Here is a 17,666-nt window from a genome sequence, read left to right on the forward strand (position 1 = left end):
GACCAGCCTCGAGGACGTCCTGTCCTGAAGCTGGACCAGGCCGTTCGGACCTACCTCGACCACCTCAGCGTCGAACGCGGGGTGGCCGCCAACACCCTGACCTCCTACCGTCGCGACCTGCGTCGCTACGTCGGCTACCTCGGCGCGCTCGGAGTCGACGACCCGGTGGAGGTGACGCCGGCCCAGGTGACCGGCTTCCTCATGGCGCTGCGCGAGGGCGACGAGGACCACCCGCCGCTCTCGGCCAGCTCGGCGGGCCGGGCGGTCGTCGCCGTGCGCGGCTTCCACAAGTTCGCGCTGCGCGACGCCATCACCACGACCGACCCCTCGGCCGGCGTCCGCCCGCCCCCGCCGGCCAAGCGACTGCCCAAGGCCCTGCCGCTGCCTGACGTGGAGGCGATCTTGGCCGCCGGGGGAGAGGGCACCGCCCTCGCCGCTCGCGACCGCGCGCTGCTCGAGGTCCTCTACGGCACCGGCGCCCGGATCTCCGAGGCGGTGGGCCTCGACGTCGACGACCTCGATCTCGACCCGGCCCACGAGCCGGGCACCGTGCTGCTGCGCGGCAAGGGCGGCAAGGAGCGGCTGGTGCCGGTCGGCTCGTACGCCCGCGAGGCGGTGGCGGCCTACCTCGCCGGCCCGCGCACCGATCTGGTCTCGGCCACCCGGAGCACGCCGGCGCTGTTCCTCAACGCCCGCGGCGGCCGGCTCTCCCGGCAGAGCGCGTGGACGATCATCACCAAGGCCGCCGAGCGCGCCGGCGTGACGGCGGACGTCTCGCCGCACACGCTGCGCCACTCCTTCGCCACGCACCTGCTCGAGGGCGGTGCGGACGTCCGCGTCGTGCAGGAGCTGCTGGGCCACGCCTCGGTGACCACGACGCAGATCTACACGATGGTCACCGTCGACGCGCTGCGCGAGGTGTACGCAGCGGCCCATCCCCGCGCTCTCGACTAGAGGATCCGACCAGGTCGAGCATCGCGAGGACGGCCAGCACCACCTGGATCACCAGGTAGCCGGCACCGAGCAGGGCCAGGCCGCGGCCGGTGGGCGCCACGCCGGCCAGGGCGACCAGGCTCAGCGCGCTGGCCCAGTGCAACGCAGCCATGTGGCCCACCCGGTCGCGGGCGAAGTGCACCGCGGCGACCAGCACGACGACCGCCCGCAGCAGCGCACCGCTCACCACCAGCCGGAGCATGGTCTGCCCCTCGGCGGCGTAGAGCGGGCCGAACAGCTGCAGCAACGGGTGCGCGAGCAGCCCCGCGACGAGCAGTGGTCCGGCGAAGAGCGGCAGCACCCGGCGGGCGGCCTGGCCGAACATGCGCCACGAGCCGCCACGGAGCCGGACGACGGCCGCGTTGCCGAACCCGATGCTGGCCACGTCGAGGGCGTTGAGGCCGAGCCAGACCACGGCGAAGACCGCTCCGGTGGCCGCGCCGTAGCGGGCCACGACCACCACGGGCACCAGGTTGTTGAGCAAGGTGGTGCCCATCATCGCGAACCAGGTGCCGCCGGCGGTCAGCGTCGCCTCCCGACGAGTCGGCAGCCGACCCGGGCCCGTGGCCCGGTGGGCGTTGCGCAGCAGGCCGGCGCTGACCGCGACCACGCACAGCGCGGTGCCGATGACCCACGACAGGATCAGCCCAAGCGCCCCGAACCGGTCGGCCAGTAGCACCAGCAGGCCGATGCGGACGATGCCGAAGCCCACGTTCTCCACCGGCACCCAGCGCGCGGCGCCCAGGCCGGTGAGCACGAAGTCCTGGACGTGGAAGAGCATCCACACCAGCGCCGCCACGACGAAGAGCGCGCGGCCGCCGACGGGACCCAGGCCGCTCCAGCGGTCCACCGGCGCCACCAGCGTCCAGAGCACGGCCGCCACCAGGCAGGAGGCCAGCGCGCCGGCGTAGACCCGGCGCAGCAGCCGTGGCGCGAGCGAGCCGGCGTGGGTGAGCCAGCGCATCGCGGCCTGGCTCAGTCCCAGCTCGGCGATCGCGGCCACGAGCAGGAAGCCGTTGACGAACGCGGCGGCGTGCCCGACCTGGGCCGGGTGCAGCAGCCGGGCCGCGAGCAGCCAGCCGACCAGCCCGATGAGGGCGGTGAACATGGCGCTGGCCCCCAGCGCCGCGCCGTCGCGGAAGAAGGCGCGGATGTCTGAACTCTCCGACTTGACCGGTTCTGTCTGGCTAGCATGGACGTGGGTGCTCATGCCGGGGCGCCCGTTCGGTCGTTCGTCGCGTCGGGGGAGGTCGGGTCGTGGCCGGTCCGCGCGCCAGCGTCGTCGTCCCGGTCTACCAGGCCGAGCGGCACGTCGAGGAGACGCTGCGCAGCGTGCTGGCCCAGACCTACGCCGACCTCGAGGTCGTCGTGCTCGACAACGCCTGCACCGACGCGACCCCGCACATCCTGGCCCGCTACGCCGACGATCCCCGGCTGCGCGTGGTGCGCAACGCCACCGTGCTGCCGCTGGCGGAGAACTGGAACGCCGCGGTGTCCCTGGCCACCGGCGACCTGGTCAAGGTGGTGTGCGCCGACGACCTGGTGCACCCCGACATCGTCGCCCGGCAGGTCGCCGCCTTCGAGGCCGACCCGGGCCTGGCCCTGGTCTCCTGCCGGCGCCACATCGTCAGCGAGGACACCCGTGTGATCGCCAGCGACCGGGGCCTGATGGGACTGACCGGCCGGCACTCGGGACGCGAGACGGTGCGCCGCGTGGTCCGCAACGGCGGCAACCCGATCGGCGAGCCCGGCTGCGTGATGTTCCGCCGGGTCGACTTCGACTCGACCGGCGGCTTCGACGCCAGCCTGGTCTTCCCGATGGACATCGACATGTGGGTGCGCCTGCTGAAGTTCGGCGACTTCCACGGCCTGCCCGACTCGCTGGCCGCCTTCCGCGCCGGCACCGGCAGCATCTCCGCCGGCGTCACCGCGGCCATGTACGCCGACCAGCGCCGGCTGACCGACCGCCTGGGCTCCGATCCGTTCTGGCAGGTCGACCGCACCAGCCGGCTGCTGGGCCGGGCGGGCAACGTCAGCTCGCAGCTGCGCCACCGGGCGCTGTTCTTGGCCTCGGCCCGCGCCAACCGTCGCTTCGGCGCCGGGCGTGAGCTCGACTGGTCGCTCTAGCGCAGCCGGCGTCAGCACGGCGCGGCCCAGCGTCCCTCGAGGCTCGGCAGGGCGTGGCCCACCTCGCGGGCGAGGTCGGGCAGCAGCAGCCACACCCGCTCGGGGTCGGCGGCGACGAGCTCGGTAGGGGAGACGATCGGCACCCGCGTCCCGGGCATGGTGCGCCCCTGCTTGCCCGGCGAGGCGTCGGCCACGGCCAGCAGCCGGTCGGGGGTGGCCCCGGCCCGGTGGAGCACCGCCACCGCCCGCGACGCGGCGCCGTAGGCGTACCAGGACCCGCCGGCCAGCGCCTCGGCGAGGGCGTCGGTCTCGGCGTCGGCCGCCTGCTGCAGCGAGCGGAGCGCAGTGGCGTCGGTGACGCCGATCCGGGCCTCCCGCTCGAGCATGGCGCTCACCCACTCGTCGGGCACGGCGTCGCGGCTCGCGGCCAGCAGCACGGTGCCGCCGTAGAGGTCGAACTCCCAGACCGTCGCGGGCGCCAGGCCGACCTGGCCGAGCAGCGTGCCGAGCGCGGTGAGCGAGTAGTAGCCGGTGTGGCCGTGACGCAGCGAGCTCCACTGCCCCTGCTCGACGATCGTGGCGAGGCTGTGGAAAAGCAGCAGCAGGACGCCGTCGTCGGCCAGCCGATCGGCCCGCTCGCGGATGGCGGCCGCCTGGTCGGGCTCGTGCATCAGGCCGAAGGTGTCGACGACGACGTCGGCCCGCTCCTCGGCGTCGAGCCAGCCGTAGGGCCGCAGCAGCGACAGCCACGACCCGCCGTGCGGCGAGCCGAACTCCACGACGCTGCGCGCGCCCGGGTACGCGGCCGTGACCAGGTCGACGGCGATCGCGGCCTGGTCGCGCAGCGCCTGCGGCTCGACGGCCAGCGGCTCCTCCGCCGCGGTGTCGTCCTCGGCCAGCTGGGCCAGGCCACACGCGGGGCACAGCCACATCGCCAGCGGATGCAACGCGTCGGGCACCGGTGCGTCGGGCAGCGGGAAGTCGTCGGCCGCCGGCACCGGGCCGAGGTCGAGCACGACGTCGCCCGCGCCGCCGAGGGCGCCGCACGCGGCGCAGTGGAGCTCACCTGGGGCCGACTCACCCATTACCGTCACTCCTATGCGGGTCGAGACCACGGCGCTGGCCGGGCTGCTGGTGCTGGTCCCGGACGTCCGCCACGACGAGCGCGGCTTCTTCACCCGGACCTTCGAGGTCGACCTGGCCCGCGCCCACGGGCTGGACCCGGACGCGTTCGTGCAGGACAGCCAGTCGCGCTCGCGCCAGGGCGTGGTCCGCGGCCTGCACGGACGCGGCGGAGCCGGCGAGGCCAAGCTGGTCCGCTGCGCGAACGGCGCCGTGCACGACGTGGTGGTCGACATCCGTCCCGGCTCGGCCACCTTCGGCCGCTGGCTGGCCACCCGGCTCGACGACGTCGAGCACCGCCACCTCTACATCCCCGCCGGGTTCCTGCACGGCCACCAGACGCTGACCCCGACCGCCGACGTCTGCTACCGCATCGACCGCGAGCACAACCAGGCCGAGGACCTCGCGGTCCGCTACGACGACCCCGACCTGGGCGTCGAGTGGCCCGCCCCGGTCACCGTGGTCAGCGACCGCGACGCCCACGCGCCGTCCTGGCAGCACCTGCAGCACCTGCTCGCCTCAGACCAGTGAGACCAGCGGCCGCATCGCGGCGTCGATCTGACCGGCCCGCTGCCGCTCGGTGAGCACGTGGAGCCGGACGTGGTCGTGGCCGAAGGCGTGCGCAGTGAGGCCGAGCTCGTCGTAGGCGGCGGCCAGCTCGGCGGCGCCGGCCGCGATGTCCCAACGGCACTCCCAGTGCGGCAGTGCGGATCGGATGGCCGCGAAGTCCACGCGGTAGGAGCGCGGGTCGCCGCCGTGCTCGCCGGTGATGTCGAGCACCGAGCCGGGCACGGCGGCCGCGACGTGCTCGGCGATCTGGGCCACGGTCACGTTGTTCTTCTCGTGTCCGACGTTGAAGGCGCGGTCGTGCACGGCTTCGCGCGGCGCGGTCAGGGCCGCCTCGAAGGCGGTCGCGATGTCCTCGGCGTGGACCAGTGGGCGCCACGGGGTGCCGTCGCTGAGCACGGTGACGCGCCCGGTCAGCACCGCCGAGCCGACCAGGTTGTTCAACACGATGTCGGCGCGCAGCCGGGGCGAGAAGCCGAAGGCCGTGGCGTTGCGCAGGTAGACGGGCTCGAAGGACGCATCGGCCAGCGCGTGCAGGTCCTCCTCCACGCGCACCTTCGACACCGCGTACGGCGTGACCGGGTGCAGGTCGGCGCTCTCGTCGACCAGGATCTCGCCCGCAGCGCCGTAGACCGAGCAGGTGCTGGCGTACAGGAAGCGCCGGACGCCGGCCTGCTTGGCCGCCCTCGCCAGCCGCACCGACGCCTCGTGGTTGATGTCGTAGGTGATCTGGGGGGCCAGCGAGCCCAGCGGGTCGTTGGACAGCGCCGCGAGGTGCACCACGGCCTCGAAGCCGGCCAGGTGGTCGGGCGTGACGTCGCGCAGGTCGACGTCGAGGCCGGGCGGGTCGAGCGGCGCGGGACCGAGGACCCGGTCGGCGAAGAGCCCGGTGTCGAGGCCGACGACGTCGTGGCCGGCGTCGCGCAGGACGCGGGTCATGACGGTGCCGAGGTAGCCGAGGTGGCCGGTGACGAGAACGCGCATGGTCAGCAGTGCTCCTTCAGGACAGGGTGAGGACGGTCTTGTCGGTGACGAAGCCTTCGGCGTAGCGCTCGTGGCACTGCGCGCCCCGCACCCGCATCAGGGCGCGGAAGGCCTCCTCGTCGAACCAGTCGTGGGCGGACTGGGACGGGTAGCTCTTCTCGATGACGGCCACCTTGGTCGCGACGACGTCCTCGTCGGCCGGGACCAGCACGGTGGTGACGGGCAGGTCGCTCTCCCACTTGAGGATCTCGTAGCCCAGGTGCAGCGCCGAGCGGAATGCCGTCGGCACCAGCTCGCCGAGCAGCCGGTGGTCCTGGTGGGCGTCGTGACGCTGGGGCGAGAGCACCAGGTCGGTGCTCCCGATCGCGGCGAGGCGTTGCAGGGCGTCCTTGACCCGGTCGCGGTGGTCGGGCAGCCGGCCGTCGGGCAGGTCGAGCACGCTCAGCCGGACGTCGGCGTCGGGCAGCATCGTCGCCAGCGCGTCGTGCTCCTCCTGCTCACGGGCGGTGCCGCCGCCGCTGAGCACCAGGGCACGCACGACCAGACCCGGGTTGGCCGCGGCCAGTCGCAGCACCGTGGCGCCGCAGCCGATGGCGATGTCGTCGCAGTGGGCGCCGACCAGTGCCAGCTCGCGGACGCCGTCCAAGCGCAGTCTCACCGCACGGCCTCCAGCGCCGGGAACGGCGCCGGGGGACGCTCCCAGACCGCCCAGGGGCGCTGCCCGCCGGCCCACAGCGCGTCGAGCTCGGCGCGCTCCTTGAAGGTGTCGGCCGGCTTCCAGAACCCGGTGTGCTCCTGCGCGATGAGCCGGCCCTGCGCGGCCAGGGCGCTGCAGGCGTCCTCCACCAGGTCGCCGTTCTCCGGCAGGTGGTCGAAGACCTCGGGGGAGAGGACGAAGTAGCCGCCGTTCACGCGCAGCGGCAGGTCGGCGGCCCGGTGGATCCGGTCGACGCGGATCGGGCCCTCGTCCAACGGCATCGGCTCGACGTAGTGGAACGAGCTGGGCGGCGGGACCACCATCATCGACGCCGCCGCGCCGGTGGTGTGGAAGCGCTCGACCATGGTGTCCAGCGGGGCGTCGGTGAGGACGTCGGCGTAGTTGGCCAAGAAGGGCTCGCCCGGGCTCAGGTGCTCGCACACCCGCCGCAACCGCTCGCCGATCGCGGTCTCCAGGCCGGTGTCGACGAAGGTGATCGTCCAGTCGGCGATGTCGCTGCCGAGCAGCTCGACGCGACCCCCGCGCAGGACGAAGTCGTTGGAGGCGGTCTCCTGGTAGTGGACGAAGTAGTCCTTGATCGCGTTGCCGCCGTAGCCCAGCGCCAGCACGAACTCGGTGTGGCCGAAGTGGGCGTAGTAGCGCATCACGTGCCACAGGAGCGGCCGCGGGCCCACCAGCTGCATCGGCTTGGGCAGCCCGGCCCCGTCCTCGCCGCGCATCCGCATGCCGTAGCCACCGCAGAACAGCACGACCTTCATCGCTCGACCCCGATCGTGCCGGCCTTCTCCACGGTGAGCTGCGGGAGCGGGTAGACCAGCCGCGCGCCCCACTCGGCGGTGTGCGCGAGCTGGGCGTCGATCTCGGTCTTGAGGTTCCACGGGAGCACCACGATCACCTCGGGCCGCAGCGTGTCGATCACGTCGGGATGGTGGATCGGGATCCTCGTGCCTGGGGTGAAGCGGCCGTGCTTGTAGGGGTTGCGGTCGACCAGGTAGGGCAGGAGGTCGGGCCGGATCCCGCAGAAGTTGAGCAGCGTGTTGCCCTTGCCGGGGGCGCCGTAGCCCGCGACCCGGACGCCGTCGCGGGCGCACTCGACCAGGAACGCGACCAGGTCGCGCCGGATCCGCGCCACGCGGTCGGCCAGGCCCAGGTGGCCCTCGACGGTGTCGAGACCGACCCCCGCCTCCCGAGCGATCACCTCGGCGACGGCCGGCGCCACCGGGGCACCGAGCTCCTCGGGCCGGGCCCAGAGGCGGATCGAGCCGCCATGGGTGCTCAGCTCCTCCACGTCGACCAGCCGCAGCCCGCCGGTGGCCAGCGCCCGCTGTGCGGTCAGGACCGTGTAGTACTGGAAGTGCTCGTGGTAGATCGTGTCGAACTGCGCGTGCTCCATCAGGTGCAGCGCGTGGTGGACCTCGATGGAGACCCAGCCGTCGTCGGCGACCAGGTCGCGCAGCGCGCGGGTGAACCCGATGAGGTCGGGGATGTGGGCGTAGACGTTGTTGGCCACGACCAGGTCGGCGGGTCCGTGCTCGGCGCGCACGGTCGCAGCGACCTCCTCGGAGAGGAACTCCGTCAGCGTCGGGACGCCGACCTTGCGGGCCTCGGCGGAGACGTTCACCGACGGCTCGATGCCCAGGCACCGCACCTGGTCGGCGACCACGTGCTGGAGCAGGTAGCCGTCGTTGGAGGCGACCTCGACCACGAAGGAGTCCGCGCCCAGTCCGGCCCGGCGCGTGGCGTCGTCGACGAAGGTGCGCGCGTGCTGGACCCAGGAGTCGGAGTAGGAGGAGTGGTAGGCGTACTCGGTGAAGGTCTCGGCCGGCGTGATCAGGGCCGGGATCTGCAGCAGGAGGCAGTCCGCGCAGACCCGCAGGTGCAGCGGGTAGGTGGTCTCCGGGAGGTCGAGCTGCCCGGGCATCAGGAACGACTCGCACGGTGGCGTCGCCCCCAGGTCCACCACACTGCGCAGATCCTCTGCGCCACACAACCGGCACTGCACGCGCGATCGCCCCCGATCCGAATCCCCCGCGACGTCCCCCGACGTCGCATCTCGCCCATGGTCGCCCATCCGGTGCGAAGTACGCACGCGAGCGCGGGCAAGAGCGGGGAAGTCTGACCGTTCGGCCGATCCACAGAAGCCGCGATACGGACAGAACGGACGCCTAGACCGGATCGTTTCACACAGGTGTGAGACGCGCCGCAGGGCTCCTTGGAGCCCGGTTGTCGCGACGCATAGGCTCCCAGACAGCAACGAGGACACGCCGTGCAGTCGACCCTGTGATCGGGACCGGCTCGGGTCCGGACCGAGAACGAGGAGGCCGCCGATGAGCGGTGGGTACGACGAACGGCACGAGCCCGGCAGCGGGTCCGAGGGCCGGTCGTCCACCCACGTCGAGGACCACGCGCCGCGGCCTCCGCGCCAGCGCGGGGCCGGATGGGGGGACCGGATGGACGAGGGACTGATGGACCTGCGGGGCACTGGCCGCGTCGGCCCTGGACATGGGCCGGGTAGCGGGTCGAACGGCGCCGCTCCCACCTACGACGACGTCCTGGCCGAGGCGCGGCGCAAGCGCGCCGCCTCCGGGATGCCGGCCACGAACCTGCCGCCGCCGCCGGCTCCGCCGGCCAAGCCCGCCGCCCCGAAGGTCGACGCCGCCGCGGCCCGCAACGTGCCCCCGGGACCGACCGGGCGGCCGATGCCGGTCATCCCGGAGCCGCCGACGCTGGACCACCACGGCCCCGCACGCGTGGTGTCGATGTGCAACCAGAAGGGCGGCGTCGGCAAGACGACCACCACCATCAACCTCGGGGCCGCGCTGGCCGAGTACGGCCGCAAGGTGCTGCTGGTCGACTTCGACCCGCAGGGCTCGCTCTCGGTGGGTCTGGGCATGAACCCGCACCAGATGGACCTGACGATCTACAACCTGCTGATGCAGCGCGACGTCACCTTGCACGACGTCGTGGTCCCCAGCGGCATCGAGGGCATGGACCTGCTGCCCTCCAACATCGACCTCTCCGCGGCCGAGGTGCAGCTGGTGCACGAGGTGGCCCGCGAGCAGACCCTCCAGCGGGTGCTGGCGCCGGCGCTGCCGCACTACGACGTCGTGCTCATCGACTGCCAGCCCTCGCTCGGCCTGCTCACGGTCAACGCGCTCACCGCCTCCGACGGCGTCATCGTGCCGCTGGAGTGCGAGTACTTCGCGCTGCGCGGGGTGGCGCTGCTGAAGAACACGATCGACAAGGTCTCCGAGCGGCTCAACCCCCGCCTGGAGATCGACGGGGTGCTGGGCACCATGTTCGACGGCCGGACACTGCACGGCCGCGAGGTCATGGCGCGGCTGGTCGAGGCGTGGGGCGACACCGTCTTCCACACCGTCATCCGGCGCACCGTGAAGTTCTCCGACTCGACGGTGGCCGGCGAGCCGATCACGACCTACGCCTCGAGCTCCTCGGGAGCGGTCGCGTACCGGCAGCTAGCCAAGGAGGTAGTGGCACGGTGGTCCGCCGAGTAAGCATGCCCTCGGCCGACGACCTGTTCCGGCCGACGAGCACGACCGACGAGGAGCAGCCGGCGACCGCCGCTCCCGAGATGGGAGCGGGCACCGACACGGGGCGCTCGCCCAGCGGCCGCGTGCGCCACGACGAGAAGATGACCGTCTACGTCACCGCCGAGGAGCTGCTCGACATCGAGTCCGCCCGCCTCTCGCTGCGCAGCCGCCACGGCGTCGCCGTCGACCGCGGCCGACTGGTGCGCGCGGCCGTCGCGCTCGCCCTGGCCGACCTCGAGGCCGAGGGCGAGGACAGCCGGCTGCTGCGACGCCTGCGCGAGTAGCGGCCCTGCGCAGATGAGCTGCCCATGAGCACCGAGACCGCCTTCGAGCTGCGGCTGGACAACTTCGAGGGTCCCTTCGACCTGCTGCTGAGCCTGATCTCCAAGCACCAGCTCGACGTCACCGAGGTCGCCCTCTCCCAGGTCACCGACGAGTTCATCGCCCACGTGCGGGCCGGGGGCTCGGTCTGGGACCTCGAGCAGACCACGTCCTTCCTGCTGGTCGCCAGCACCCTGCTCGACCTCAAGGCCGCCCGGTTGCTGCCGCAGGGCGACGTCGAGGACGAGGAGGACCTCGCGATGCTCGAGGCCCGCGACCTCCTCTTCGCCCGGCTGCTGCAGTACCGCGCGTACAAGCAGGTGGCCTCGGTGCTGCAGCAGCGGCTGGCCACCGAGTCGCGTCGCTACCCCCGCGCCGTCGGGCTCGACGAGCGGTTCGCGACGCTGCTGCCCGACGTGCTGATCGGGCTGGGGCTGCAGGAGTTCGCGGCCCTGGCCGCCCGCGCGCTGGAACCCAAGCCCGAGCCGCAGCTCTCGCTGGCTCACATCCACGCCACCACCGTCAGCGTCCGCGAGCAGGCGGCGGTGGTGGTCGAGCGACTGCGTCGCACCGGCACCGCGACCTTCCGGATGCTCGCCGGCGACGCCCCCGACGTCTTGACCCGGGTGGCGCGCTTCTTGGCGCTGCTCGAGCTGTTCCGCGAGGGCGCGGTGGGCTTCGAGCAGGTGACGCCGCTGGGCGAGCTCACCGTGCGCTGGACCGGATCGGATGACGACGAGGTCGAGATCACCGACGAGTTCGAGGGGGCGCTGGCCGAGGGGCCGCACCCCTTCCCCGAGAGCGGCGGTGCCGACGAGGATGATGGTTCCGATGAGTGAGCAGGAGTCCGAGCAGGTCCTCGACGTACCCGTCGCCGAGCTGCGCCCGGCGCTGGAGGCCGTTCTCATGGTGGCCGACCAGCCGCTGGACGACCTGACCCTGGCGCAGGCGGTCGGTCACCCGGTCGAGGCCGTGAGCGACGCGCTGGCCGCCCTGGCCGCGGAGTACGAGGAGCAGGGTCGCGGGTTCGAGCTGCGCGCGGTGGCCGGCGGCTGGCGCTACTACACGCGCGAGGCGCTCGCGCACGTGGTCGAGCGGTTCGCGCTGGAGGGCCAGCAGGCCCGGCTCACCCAGGCGGCGCTGGAGACGCTCGCCGTCGTGGCCTACCGCCAGCCGGTCAGCCGGGCCCGGGTCTCCGCGGTGCGCGGGGTCAACGTCGACGGCGTGATGCGGACGCTGCTCACCCGCGGCCTGGTCGAGGAGGCCGGCAGCGACGAGGCCAGCGGCGCGCACCTGTACCGCACCACCGGGTACTTCCTCGAGCGCATCGGCGTCTCCTCCCTCGACGAGCTGCCCGAGCTCGCCCCGTTCCTGCCCGAGCTCTCCGACATGGAGCACGAGCTGGAGCAGCTGGCCACGCCCGCCGCCCCCGCGTCAGAGTCCGCCGAGTCCCCGACCACCGAGACCCAGCCCGACCAGCCCCCCGCGGATGGCTGAGCCGGTCCGGCTGCAGAAGCTGCTGGCCTCCTCGGGCGTCGCCAGCCGCCGCAAGTGCGAGGAGCTGATGCTCGCCGGCCGGGTGGAGGTCGACGGCGAGGTGGTCACCCGGCTCGGCACGTCGGTCGACCCCGAGGTGGCCGTGGTACGTGTCGACGGCCGCCGGCTGCCGCCCGCGAGCGCCCACGTCTACCTGGCCCTGAACAAGCCGCGCGGCGTCGTGTCGACCATGTCGGACCCGCAGGGGCGCCGCACCCTGGGCGACGTCGTGGCCGACCGGCCCGAGCGGCTCTTCCACGTCGGCCGGCTCGACACCGACACCGACGGCCTGATCCTGCTCACCAACGACGGCGGCTTCGCCCAGCGGCTGGCCCACCCCTCCTACGAGGTCGACAAGACCTACGTCGCCGAGGTCGAGGGGGCCGTGGACCGCGCGACGCTGCGTCGGCTGCGCGACGGGGTGAGCCTGGAGGACGGTCCGGTCACCGTGAGCGCGGCGAAGCTGCTGGACGCGCAGGGCGGCCGCAGCATCGTCGAGCTGGTGATCCACGAGGGCCGCAACCGCATCGTGCGGCGGCTGCTGGACGCCGTCGGGCACCCGGTGCGGCGGCTGACGCGCACGCGCATCGGACCGGTGGGCCTGGGGCAACTGCGCAGCGGATCGCTACGCGACCTGACCCGCGACGAGCTCGGCGACCTGCTGGACCGCACCGAGTTGTAGCCCGATTGTCCCCGGGATGGATTACGTTCATCCCGGCGCCGCCGGACGGTCACACGGCCGACGGCGACCTGACTCCTGACGATCGGAGGTTCGCCCCATGATGAACACGCGGCTTCGAGCAACCCTCACGCTGGCGACGTCGGCCCTCGTGGTGAGCGCGGTGGCGGCCTGCGGGCCGCCCGAGAGTGGGGACAAGAGCGGCACCACCAGCTCCGGGGTCAAGGTCAGCGCCGCGACCTCCGCGAAGGACTTCGGCGGCATGAGCGCGCTGGTGAAGGCGGCGAAGAAGGAGGGCAAGCTCAACGTCATCGCGTTGCCCCCGGACTGGGCCAACTACGGCACCATCATCTCGACCTTCGAGAAGAAGTACGGCATCAAGATCACCTCGGCGCAGCCCGACGCGGCCAGCCAGGACGAGATCAACGCCGCCAACCAGCAGAAGGGCAAGAGCACCGCCCCCGACGTCTTCGACCTCGGGCAGTCGGTGGCGCTGGCCAACACCTCGCTCTACGCGCCCTACAAGGTCTCGACCTGGTCCACCATCCCGGACTCCTTCAAGGCCGGCGACGGCGCCTACGTCAACGACTACGGCGGCTACATGTCGATCGGCTACGACTCCTCCAAGGTGCCTGCCGTCACCGCGGTCTCGGACCTGTTGAAGTCGGCCTACAAGGGCAAGGTGGCGCTCAACGGCGACCCGACCCAGGCCGGCTCGGCGTTCTCGGCGGTCATGATGGTCTCGCTGGCCAGCGGCGGCTCGGCCGACGACATCGGTCCCGGCGTCGACTTCTTCAAGAAGCTGAAAAAGGCCGGCAACTTCCTGCCGCTGGACCCCACTCCGGCGACCATCGAGTCGGGTCAGACCCCGGTGGTCTTCGACTGGGACTACCTCAACGCGGCCGAGACCAAGAAGCTCCCGAGCTGGAAGGTGATCGTGCCCTCGGGCTCGCCGGTGGCGGGCTACTACTACCAAGCCATCAGCAAGGACGCCCCGCACCCGGCGGCCGCACGGCTGTGGGAGGAGTTCCTCTACTCCGACCAGGGTCAGAACCTGTGGCTGGCCGGCGGCGCCCGGCCGGTGCGCGCCGACGCCATGGTCAAGGCCGGCACCATCGACTCCTCGCTCTACGACGCGCTGCCGAAGGTCGAGGGCACCGCGGTCACGCCGACCGACGACCAGAACACCAAGGCCGCGGCCTACCTGTCGAAGAACTGGGCGAAGGCGGTTGGCTGAGGCCGCCGCGGGGCGGGGGCGGCGCGCCGGGGCCCGGTTGCGGGAGGGCGCGCCGCTGCTGCCGTTCTTCGCCTACCTGGTGATCTTCCTGGTCATCCCGACCGTCGCGGTGCTGGTGGGCTCGGTCTATCTCGACGGATCGTTCTCGTTCGGCCGGATCCACGAGCTGTTCTCCTCCACCGCGCTCGCGGCGCTGTGGAAGAGCGTGCTGCTCTCGGCCAGCACGGCGGTCGTGGGGGCGGTGCTGGGGGCGGTGCTGGCCTGGCTGGTGGCCAGCAGCCCGCCGACGTCGGTGCTGCGACGGATGATGCTCTCGCTGTGCAGCGTGCTGGCCCAGTTCGGCGGCGTCGCGCTGGCCTTCGCCTTCGTGGCCACCGTCGGCAGCACCGGCGTGCTGACGCTGTGGGTGGCGCACCTGGGCGTCGACCTGGCCGGCTCGGGCTGGCTCTACACCCTCACCGGGCTGGTGCTGGTCTACACCTACTTCCAGATCCCGCTGATGGTGATCGTCTTCCTGCCCGCGCTGGAGGGGCTGAAGGCGCAGTGGCGCGAGGCGGCGGTGAGCCTGGGCGCCACCGGCTGGCAGTACTGGCGCCAGGTCGCGGTGCCGCTGCTCACGCCGGCGTTCCTGGGCTCCATGCTGCTGCTGTTCGCCAACGCCTTCGCCGCCTACGCCACCGCGGCGGCGCTGGTGAGCATCGGCAGCCCGATCGTGCCGCTGCTCATCCGGCAGGCGTTGACCAGCGAGGTGGTGCTCGGGCAGTCGGGCTTCGCCTACGCGCTGGCCCTGGAGATGATCGTCGTCGTCGCGGTGGTGATGGTGGCCTACACGCTGCTGGTGCGGCGCACCTCGCGGTGGCTGCGATGACACGCCGGACGAGGGCGCTGCGCGTCGTGCTGCTCGTGCTGTTCGGGATCTTCTTCCTGCTCCCGATCTACGCCTCGGCGCTGTTCAGCCTGCGCCGACCCGGCGGCGGTCACTCGATGGCGGCCTGGACCGCCATCGTCTCCGACGACCAGCTCTACCCGGCGGTGCTGGTCTCGCTGGGGCTGGCGTTCGTCTCGGTGGTGCTGATGCTGCTCCTCTTGGTGCCGACGATGATCTGGGTGCGGCTGCGGGCCCCGTGGGCCAGGCGACTGGTGGAGTTCCTGTGCCTGCTGCCACTGACGATCCCGGCGCTGGTCATCGTCGTCGGGCTCAAGGGTGTCTACGCCTGGGTCACCTACTTCCTCGGCTTCATCGGGCTGGGGGAGTCCGCGCTGGCGCTGACCTTCATCTACGTCGTGCTGACGCTGCCCTACGCCTACCGCGCGCTGGACACCTCGCTCTCCGCGATCGACCTCCAGACGCTGGCCGAGGCGGCCCGCTCGCTGGGCGCCGGCTGGACCGCCACCATCACCCGCGTGGTGGTGCCGAACATCTGGTCCGGGATGCTCTCGGCCTCGTTCATCGCCATCGCCGTGGTGCTGGGGGAGTACACCATCGCCTCGCTGATGGGCTACCAGAACCTGCAGGTGGTGATCGTGCTGCTGGGCAAGACCGACGGACCGACGTCGGTGGCGGCGTCGCTGGCCACCATCCTGCTCGGCTTCGTGCTGCTGCTGGTGCTCTCGCTGGCCACTCGCGGTCGCCGTCGTCATGTCGTAGGAGGAGCGGTCCGATGAGCCAACGCCCGACAGAGCGAACCCCGTCTGACCGGTCCCGCCCCGGCGTGAGCGTCGAGCTCACCGACCTGACCCGCACCTACGGCCAGGTCAACGCCCTCGACGGTCTCACCCTTCGCCTGGAGCCGGGCGAGCTGGTGGCACTGCTGGGCCCCTCGGGCTGCGGCAAGACCACCGCGCTGCGGATCCTGGCCGGCCTGGACGAGGCGACGTCGGGCACGGTGGCGGTCGACGGCCAGGACCTCACCTCCGTGCCGGCCAACAAGCGCGACATGGGCATGGTCTTCCAGGCCTACAGCCTCTTCCCGCACCTCACCGTGCTCGACAACGTCGCCTTCGGGCTCAAGCTGCGCGGCGACGACCGCACCAACCGTCACCTGCGCGCGGCGGAGATGCTCGAGCTCGTCGGGCTCTCCGAGCACAGCGAGAAGTACGCCAGCCAGCTCTCCGGCGGCCAGCAGCAGCGGGTCGCCCTGGCGCGCGCCCTCGCGATCCGGCCTCGCGTGCTTCTGTTGGACGAACCGCTCTCGGCCCTGGACGCCAAGGTGCGGGTGCAGCTGCGCGAGGAGATCCGGCGGGTGCAGCTCGAGGTGGGCACCACGACGCTCTTCGTGACCCATGACCAGGAGGAGGCGCTCGCGGTCGCCGACCGCGTCGGGGTGATGAGCCACGGCCGGCTGGAGCAGATCGCCGCACCCGCGGAGCTCTACGCGCACCCGGCCACCCCGTTCGTGGCCGAGTTCGTGGGCCTCAACAACAAGGTCCCGGCCGTGGTCAGCGCCGGCAAGGCCGAGGTGCTCGGCGTCCAGGTCCCCACCCTGGTGGGCTCGGTCGAGGACGCCGGCCTGGCGATGGTGCGCCCGGAGTCGCTCTCGGTGCGCGCCGACTCCGAGGGCACCGCCTCGATCACGTCGGTCGCCTTCCTCGGTCCCATCTCACGGGTGCACTGCACCCTGGCCGACCAGACGCCGGTCATCGCCCAGCTCACCAGCTCGCAGGCGCGCGACCTGGCGCCCGGGCAGCGCGTGAGCCTGGAGGTCGAGCCCGCGCCCGTGCTCGTCGTGCCGGCCGCGACAATGGGGGCGTGAGCGCACCGCAGCCGGTCCTGATCGTCGGCGCCGGCCTGCTCGGCACCTCGATCGGCCTGGCCCTGAGCGGGGCCGGGCGCGAGGTCTGGCTCAGCGACGCCGACCCCGACCACGTCAGGACCGCGGCCGGCCTGGGCGCCGGCGTCGCCTACGTCGAGGGCGCGGTGCCGGCGCTGGTGGTGGTGGCCGTGCCGCCGGGCGCCATCGCACCGGTCGTCGCCACCGCGCTCGGCTCGGGTGCCGTGGTCACCGACGTCGGCAGCGTGAAGGCGCACCCGCTGGCCGAGATCGCCGCCCTGGTCGACGGCGCCCGGCTCGCCCGCTACTGCGGCAGCCACCCGATGGCCGGCAGCGAGCGCTCCGGTCCGCTCGCCGCGAGCGAGTCGCTGTTCGAGGGCCGTCCCTGGGCGATCACGCCCCACGACACCACCGCACCGGAGGCGCTGGCGGCGGTCGAGGACCTGGTCGCCACCTGCGGCGCCGTGGCGCTGCGCTTCGCCCCGGACCACCACGACCAGGCCGTCGCGCGTACCTCGCACCTGCCGCACCTGATGGCGGTGCTGGTCGCGCGCCGGTTGGCCGACGCCGCCCCCGACCAGCTCGCGCTCTCGGGGCAGGGCGTCCGCGACGTCACGCGCATCGCCGGCAGCGACCCGGTGCTGTGGCGCCAGATCATCGGCGGCAACGTCGCGGCGCTGCGCGCGCTGCTGAGCGACGTGCGTACCGACCTCGAGCGGATGATCGAGGACCTCGACGACAGCGAGGCGCTGCAGGCACTGCTGCAGCGCGGCGTCGAGGGCACCCGCGCGATCCCCGGCAAGCACGGCGGCGAGGCCGCCCCCACCGAGGCGGTCTTCGTGTCGGTGCCCGACCACCCGGGCGAGCTGGCGCGGCTCTTCGGCGACGTCGGCGAGATCGGCACCAACATCGAGGACCTGCGCATCGACCACGACCCGGGTCGCCCGGTCGGCCTGGCCGAGCTCCAGGTCGCCCCTGCGGCAGCCGCCGGGCTGCGCGATGCGCTGGAGTCCAGGGGCTGGGCCGTCCACCGGTAGTCGGTCACAGATAGGCTTCCCGC

At 72.6% G+C, this 17,666-nt stretch carries 19 protein-coding genes; 13 read left to right on the forward strand and 6 right to left on the reverse strand.

Annotated features, from left to right (window positions below):
* The first annotated feature begins 30 nt into the window (after positions 1-30).
* Positions 31-954, forward strand: a complete 924-nt coding sequence (locus D9V37_RS12765) for a site-specific tyrosine recombinase XerD (protein ID WP_456299571.1) — start codon at positions 31-33, stop codon at positions 952-954.
* Here D9V37_RS12765 and D9V37_RS12770 read toward each other — a convergent pair.
* Entirely contained in the window at positions 896-2,203 is a 1,308-nt protein-coding gene (locus tag D9V37_RS12770) for a lipopolysaccharide biosynthesis protein (RefSeq protein ID WP_147455939.1), read from the reverse strand. The genes D9V37_RS12765 and D9V37_RS12770 overlap by 59 nt on opposite strands.
* A gap of 47 nt (positions 2,204-2,250) precedes the next feature.
* On the opposite strand from D9V37_RS12770, the gene D9V37_RS12775 reads away from it, so the two are divergent.
* Positions 2,251-3,120 (forward strand): glycosyltransferase, encoded by an 870-nt coding sequence (locus D9V37_RS12775; protein ID WP_121806577.1) that lies wholly within the window; start codon positions 2,251-2,253, stop codon positions 3,118-3,120.
* An 11-nt stretch (positions 3,121-3,131) separates the two neighbouring features.
* Here the strand turns inward: D9V37_RS12775 and D9V37_RS12780 are convergent, their stop codons facing one another.
* Positions 3,132-4,205, reverse strand: a complete 1,074-nt coding sequence (locus D9V37_RS12780; RefSeq protein WP_121806578.1) for a methyltransferase domain-containing protein — start codon at positions 4,203-4,205, stop codon at positions 3,132-3,134.
* Between the two features lie 13 nt (positions 4,206-4,218).
* On the opposite strand from D9V37_RS12780, the gene rfbC reads away from it, so the two are divergent.
* Positions 4,219-4,773 carry a dTDP-4-dehydrorhamnose 3,5-epimerase gene (gene rfbC / locus D9V37_RS12785; protein WP_121806579.1) on the forward strand — a complete coding sequence of 185 codons (555 nt, stop codon included), beginning with the start codon at positions 4,219-4,221 and terminating at the stop codon, positions 4,771-4,773.
* On the opposite strand, the gene D9V37_RS12790 is transcribed toward rfbC, so the two are convergent.
* Genes D9V37_RS12790 through D9V37_RS12805 form a run of 4 tightly spaced genes read right to left on the reverse strand, consistent with a single transcriptional unit; the run spans position 4,762 to position 8,513 of the window.
* Complete coding sequence (locus D9V37_RS12790; RefSeq protein WP_121806580.1) at positions 4,762-5,793, reverse strand: NAD-dependent epimerase/dehydratase family protein; 1,032 nt, start codon at positions 5,791-5,793, stop codon at positions 4,762-4,764. The two genes, rfbC and D9V37_RS12790, sit on opposite strands and share 12 nt — an antisense overlap.
* Before the next feature lie 16 nt (positions 5,794-5,809).
* The gene (locus D9V37_RS12795; RefSeq protein ID WP_121806581.1) at positions 5,810-6,451 is read right to left on the reverse strand and encodes a PIG-L deacetylase family protein; all 642 of its coding nucleotides are present in this window, start codon (positions 6,449-6,451) and stop codon (positions 5,810-5,812) included.
* A complete protein-coding gene (locus tag D9V37_RS12800; protein ID WP_121806582.1) occupies positions 6,448-7,269 on the reverse strand; it encodes a glycosyltransferase family protein in 822 nt (273 codons plus the stop codon). The genes D9V37_RS12795 and D9V37_RS12800 overlap by 4 nt, the downstream gene beginning before the upstream one ends.
* Positions 7,266-8,513: a class I SAM-dependent methyltransferase gene (locus tag D9V37_RS12805; protein WP_121806583.1), complete on the reverse strand. Its 1,248-nt coding sequence runs from the start codon at positions 8,511-8,513 to the stop codon at positions 7,266-7,268. Before D9V37_RS12805 ends, D9V37_RS12800 begins: the two co-directional genes overlap by 4 nt.
* 586 nt (positions 8,514-9,099) lie before the next feature.
* Here D9V37_RS12805 and D9V37_RS12810 point away from each other — a divergent pair.
* The 10 genes from D9V37_RS12810 (at position 9,100) to D9V37_RS12855 (ending at position 17,643) form a co-directional block, all read left to right on the forward strand.
* Positions 9,100-10,026 carry a ParA family protein gene (locus tag D9V37_RS12810; RefSeq protein WP_121806762.1) on the forward strand — a complete coding sequence of 309 codons (927 nt, stop codon included), beginning with the start codon at positions 9,100-9,102 and terminating at the stop codon, positions 10,024-10,026.
* 2 nt (positions 10,027-10,028) lie between these two features.
* The gene (locus tag D9V37_RS12815) at positions 10,029-10,346 is read left to right on the forward strand and encodes a hypothetical protein (protein ID WP_408636201.1); all 318 of its coding nucleotides are present in this window, start codon (positions 10,029-10,031) and stop codon (positions 10,344-10,346) included.
* Between the two features lie 24 nt (positions 10,347-10,370).
* The gene (locus D9V37_RS12820; protein WP_121806585.1) at positions 10,371-11,222 is read left to right on the forward strand and encodes a segregation and condensation protein A; all 852 of its coding nucleotides are present in this window, start codon (positions 10,371-10,373) and stop codon (positions 11,220-11,222) included.
* Positions 11,215-11,880 carry an SMC-Scp complex subunit ScpB gene (scpB, locus tag D9V37_RS12825; protein WP_121806586.1) on the forward strand — a complete coding sequence of 222 codons (666 nt, stop codon included), beginning with the start codon at positions 11,215-11,217 and terminating at the stop codon, positions 11,878-11,880. Before D9V37_RS12820 ends, scpB begins: the two co-directional genes overlap by 8 nt.
* The gene (locus D9V37_RS12830; protein WP_121806587.1) at positions 11,873-12,601 is read left to right on the forward strand and encodes a pseudouridine synthase; all 729 of its coding nucleotides are present in this window, start codon (positions 11,873-11,875) and stop codon (positions 12,599-12,601) included. Before scpB ends, D9V37_RS12830 begins: the two co-directional genes overlap by 8 nt.
* 97 nt (positions 12,602-12,698) lie before the next feature.
* Positions 12,699-13,835, forward strand: a complete 1,137-nt coding sequence (locus D9V37_RS12835; RefSeq protein ID WP_121806588.1) for an ABC transporter substrate-binding protein — start codon at positions 12,699-12,701, stop codon at positions 13,833-13,835.
* Positions 13,828-14,703, forward strand: a complete 876-nt coding sequence (locus D9V37_RS12840; RefSeq protein ID WP_121806589.1) for an ABC transporter permease — start codon at positions 13,828-13,830, stop codon at positions 14,701-14,703. The genes D9V37_RS12835 and D9V37_RS12840 overlap by 8 nt, the downstream gene beginning before the upstream one ends.
* Positions 14,700-15,500, forward strand: coding sequence for an ABC transporter permease (locus D9V37_RS12845; protein WP_121806590.1), 801 nt, complete (start codon positions 14,700-14,702; stop codon positions 15,498-15,500). Before D9V37_RS12840 ends, D9V37_RS12845 begins: the two co-directional genes overlap by 4 nt.
* A 47-nt stretch (positions 15,501-15,547) precedes the next feature.
* The gene (locus tag D9V37_RS12850) at positions 15,548-16,588 is read left to right on the forward strand and encodes an ABC transporter ATP-binding protein (RefSeq protein WP_198412533.1); all 1,041 of its coding nucleotides are present in this window, start codon (positions 15,548-15,550) and stop codon (positions 16,586-16,588) included.
* Positions 16,585-17,643 (forward strand): prephenate dehydrogenase, encoded by a 1,059-nt coding sequence (locus tag D9V37_RS12855; protein ID WP_121806592.1) that lies wholly within the window; start codon positions 16,585-16,587, stop codon positions 17,641-17,643. Before D9V37_RS12850 ends, D9V37_RS12855 begins: the two co-directional genes overlap by 4 nt.
* Positions 17,644-17,666: the final 23 nt, after the last annotated feature.

It is taken from the genome of Nocardioides mangrovicus (assembly GCF_003674065.1).
Lineage (GTDB): Bacteria > Actinomycetota > Actinomycetes > Propionibacteriales > Nocardioidaceae > Marmoricola > Marmoricola mangrovicus.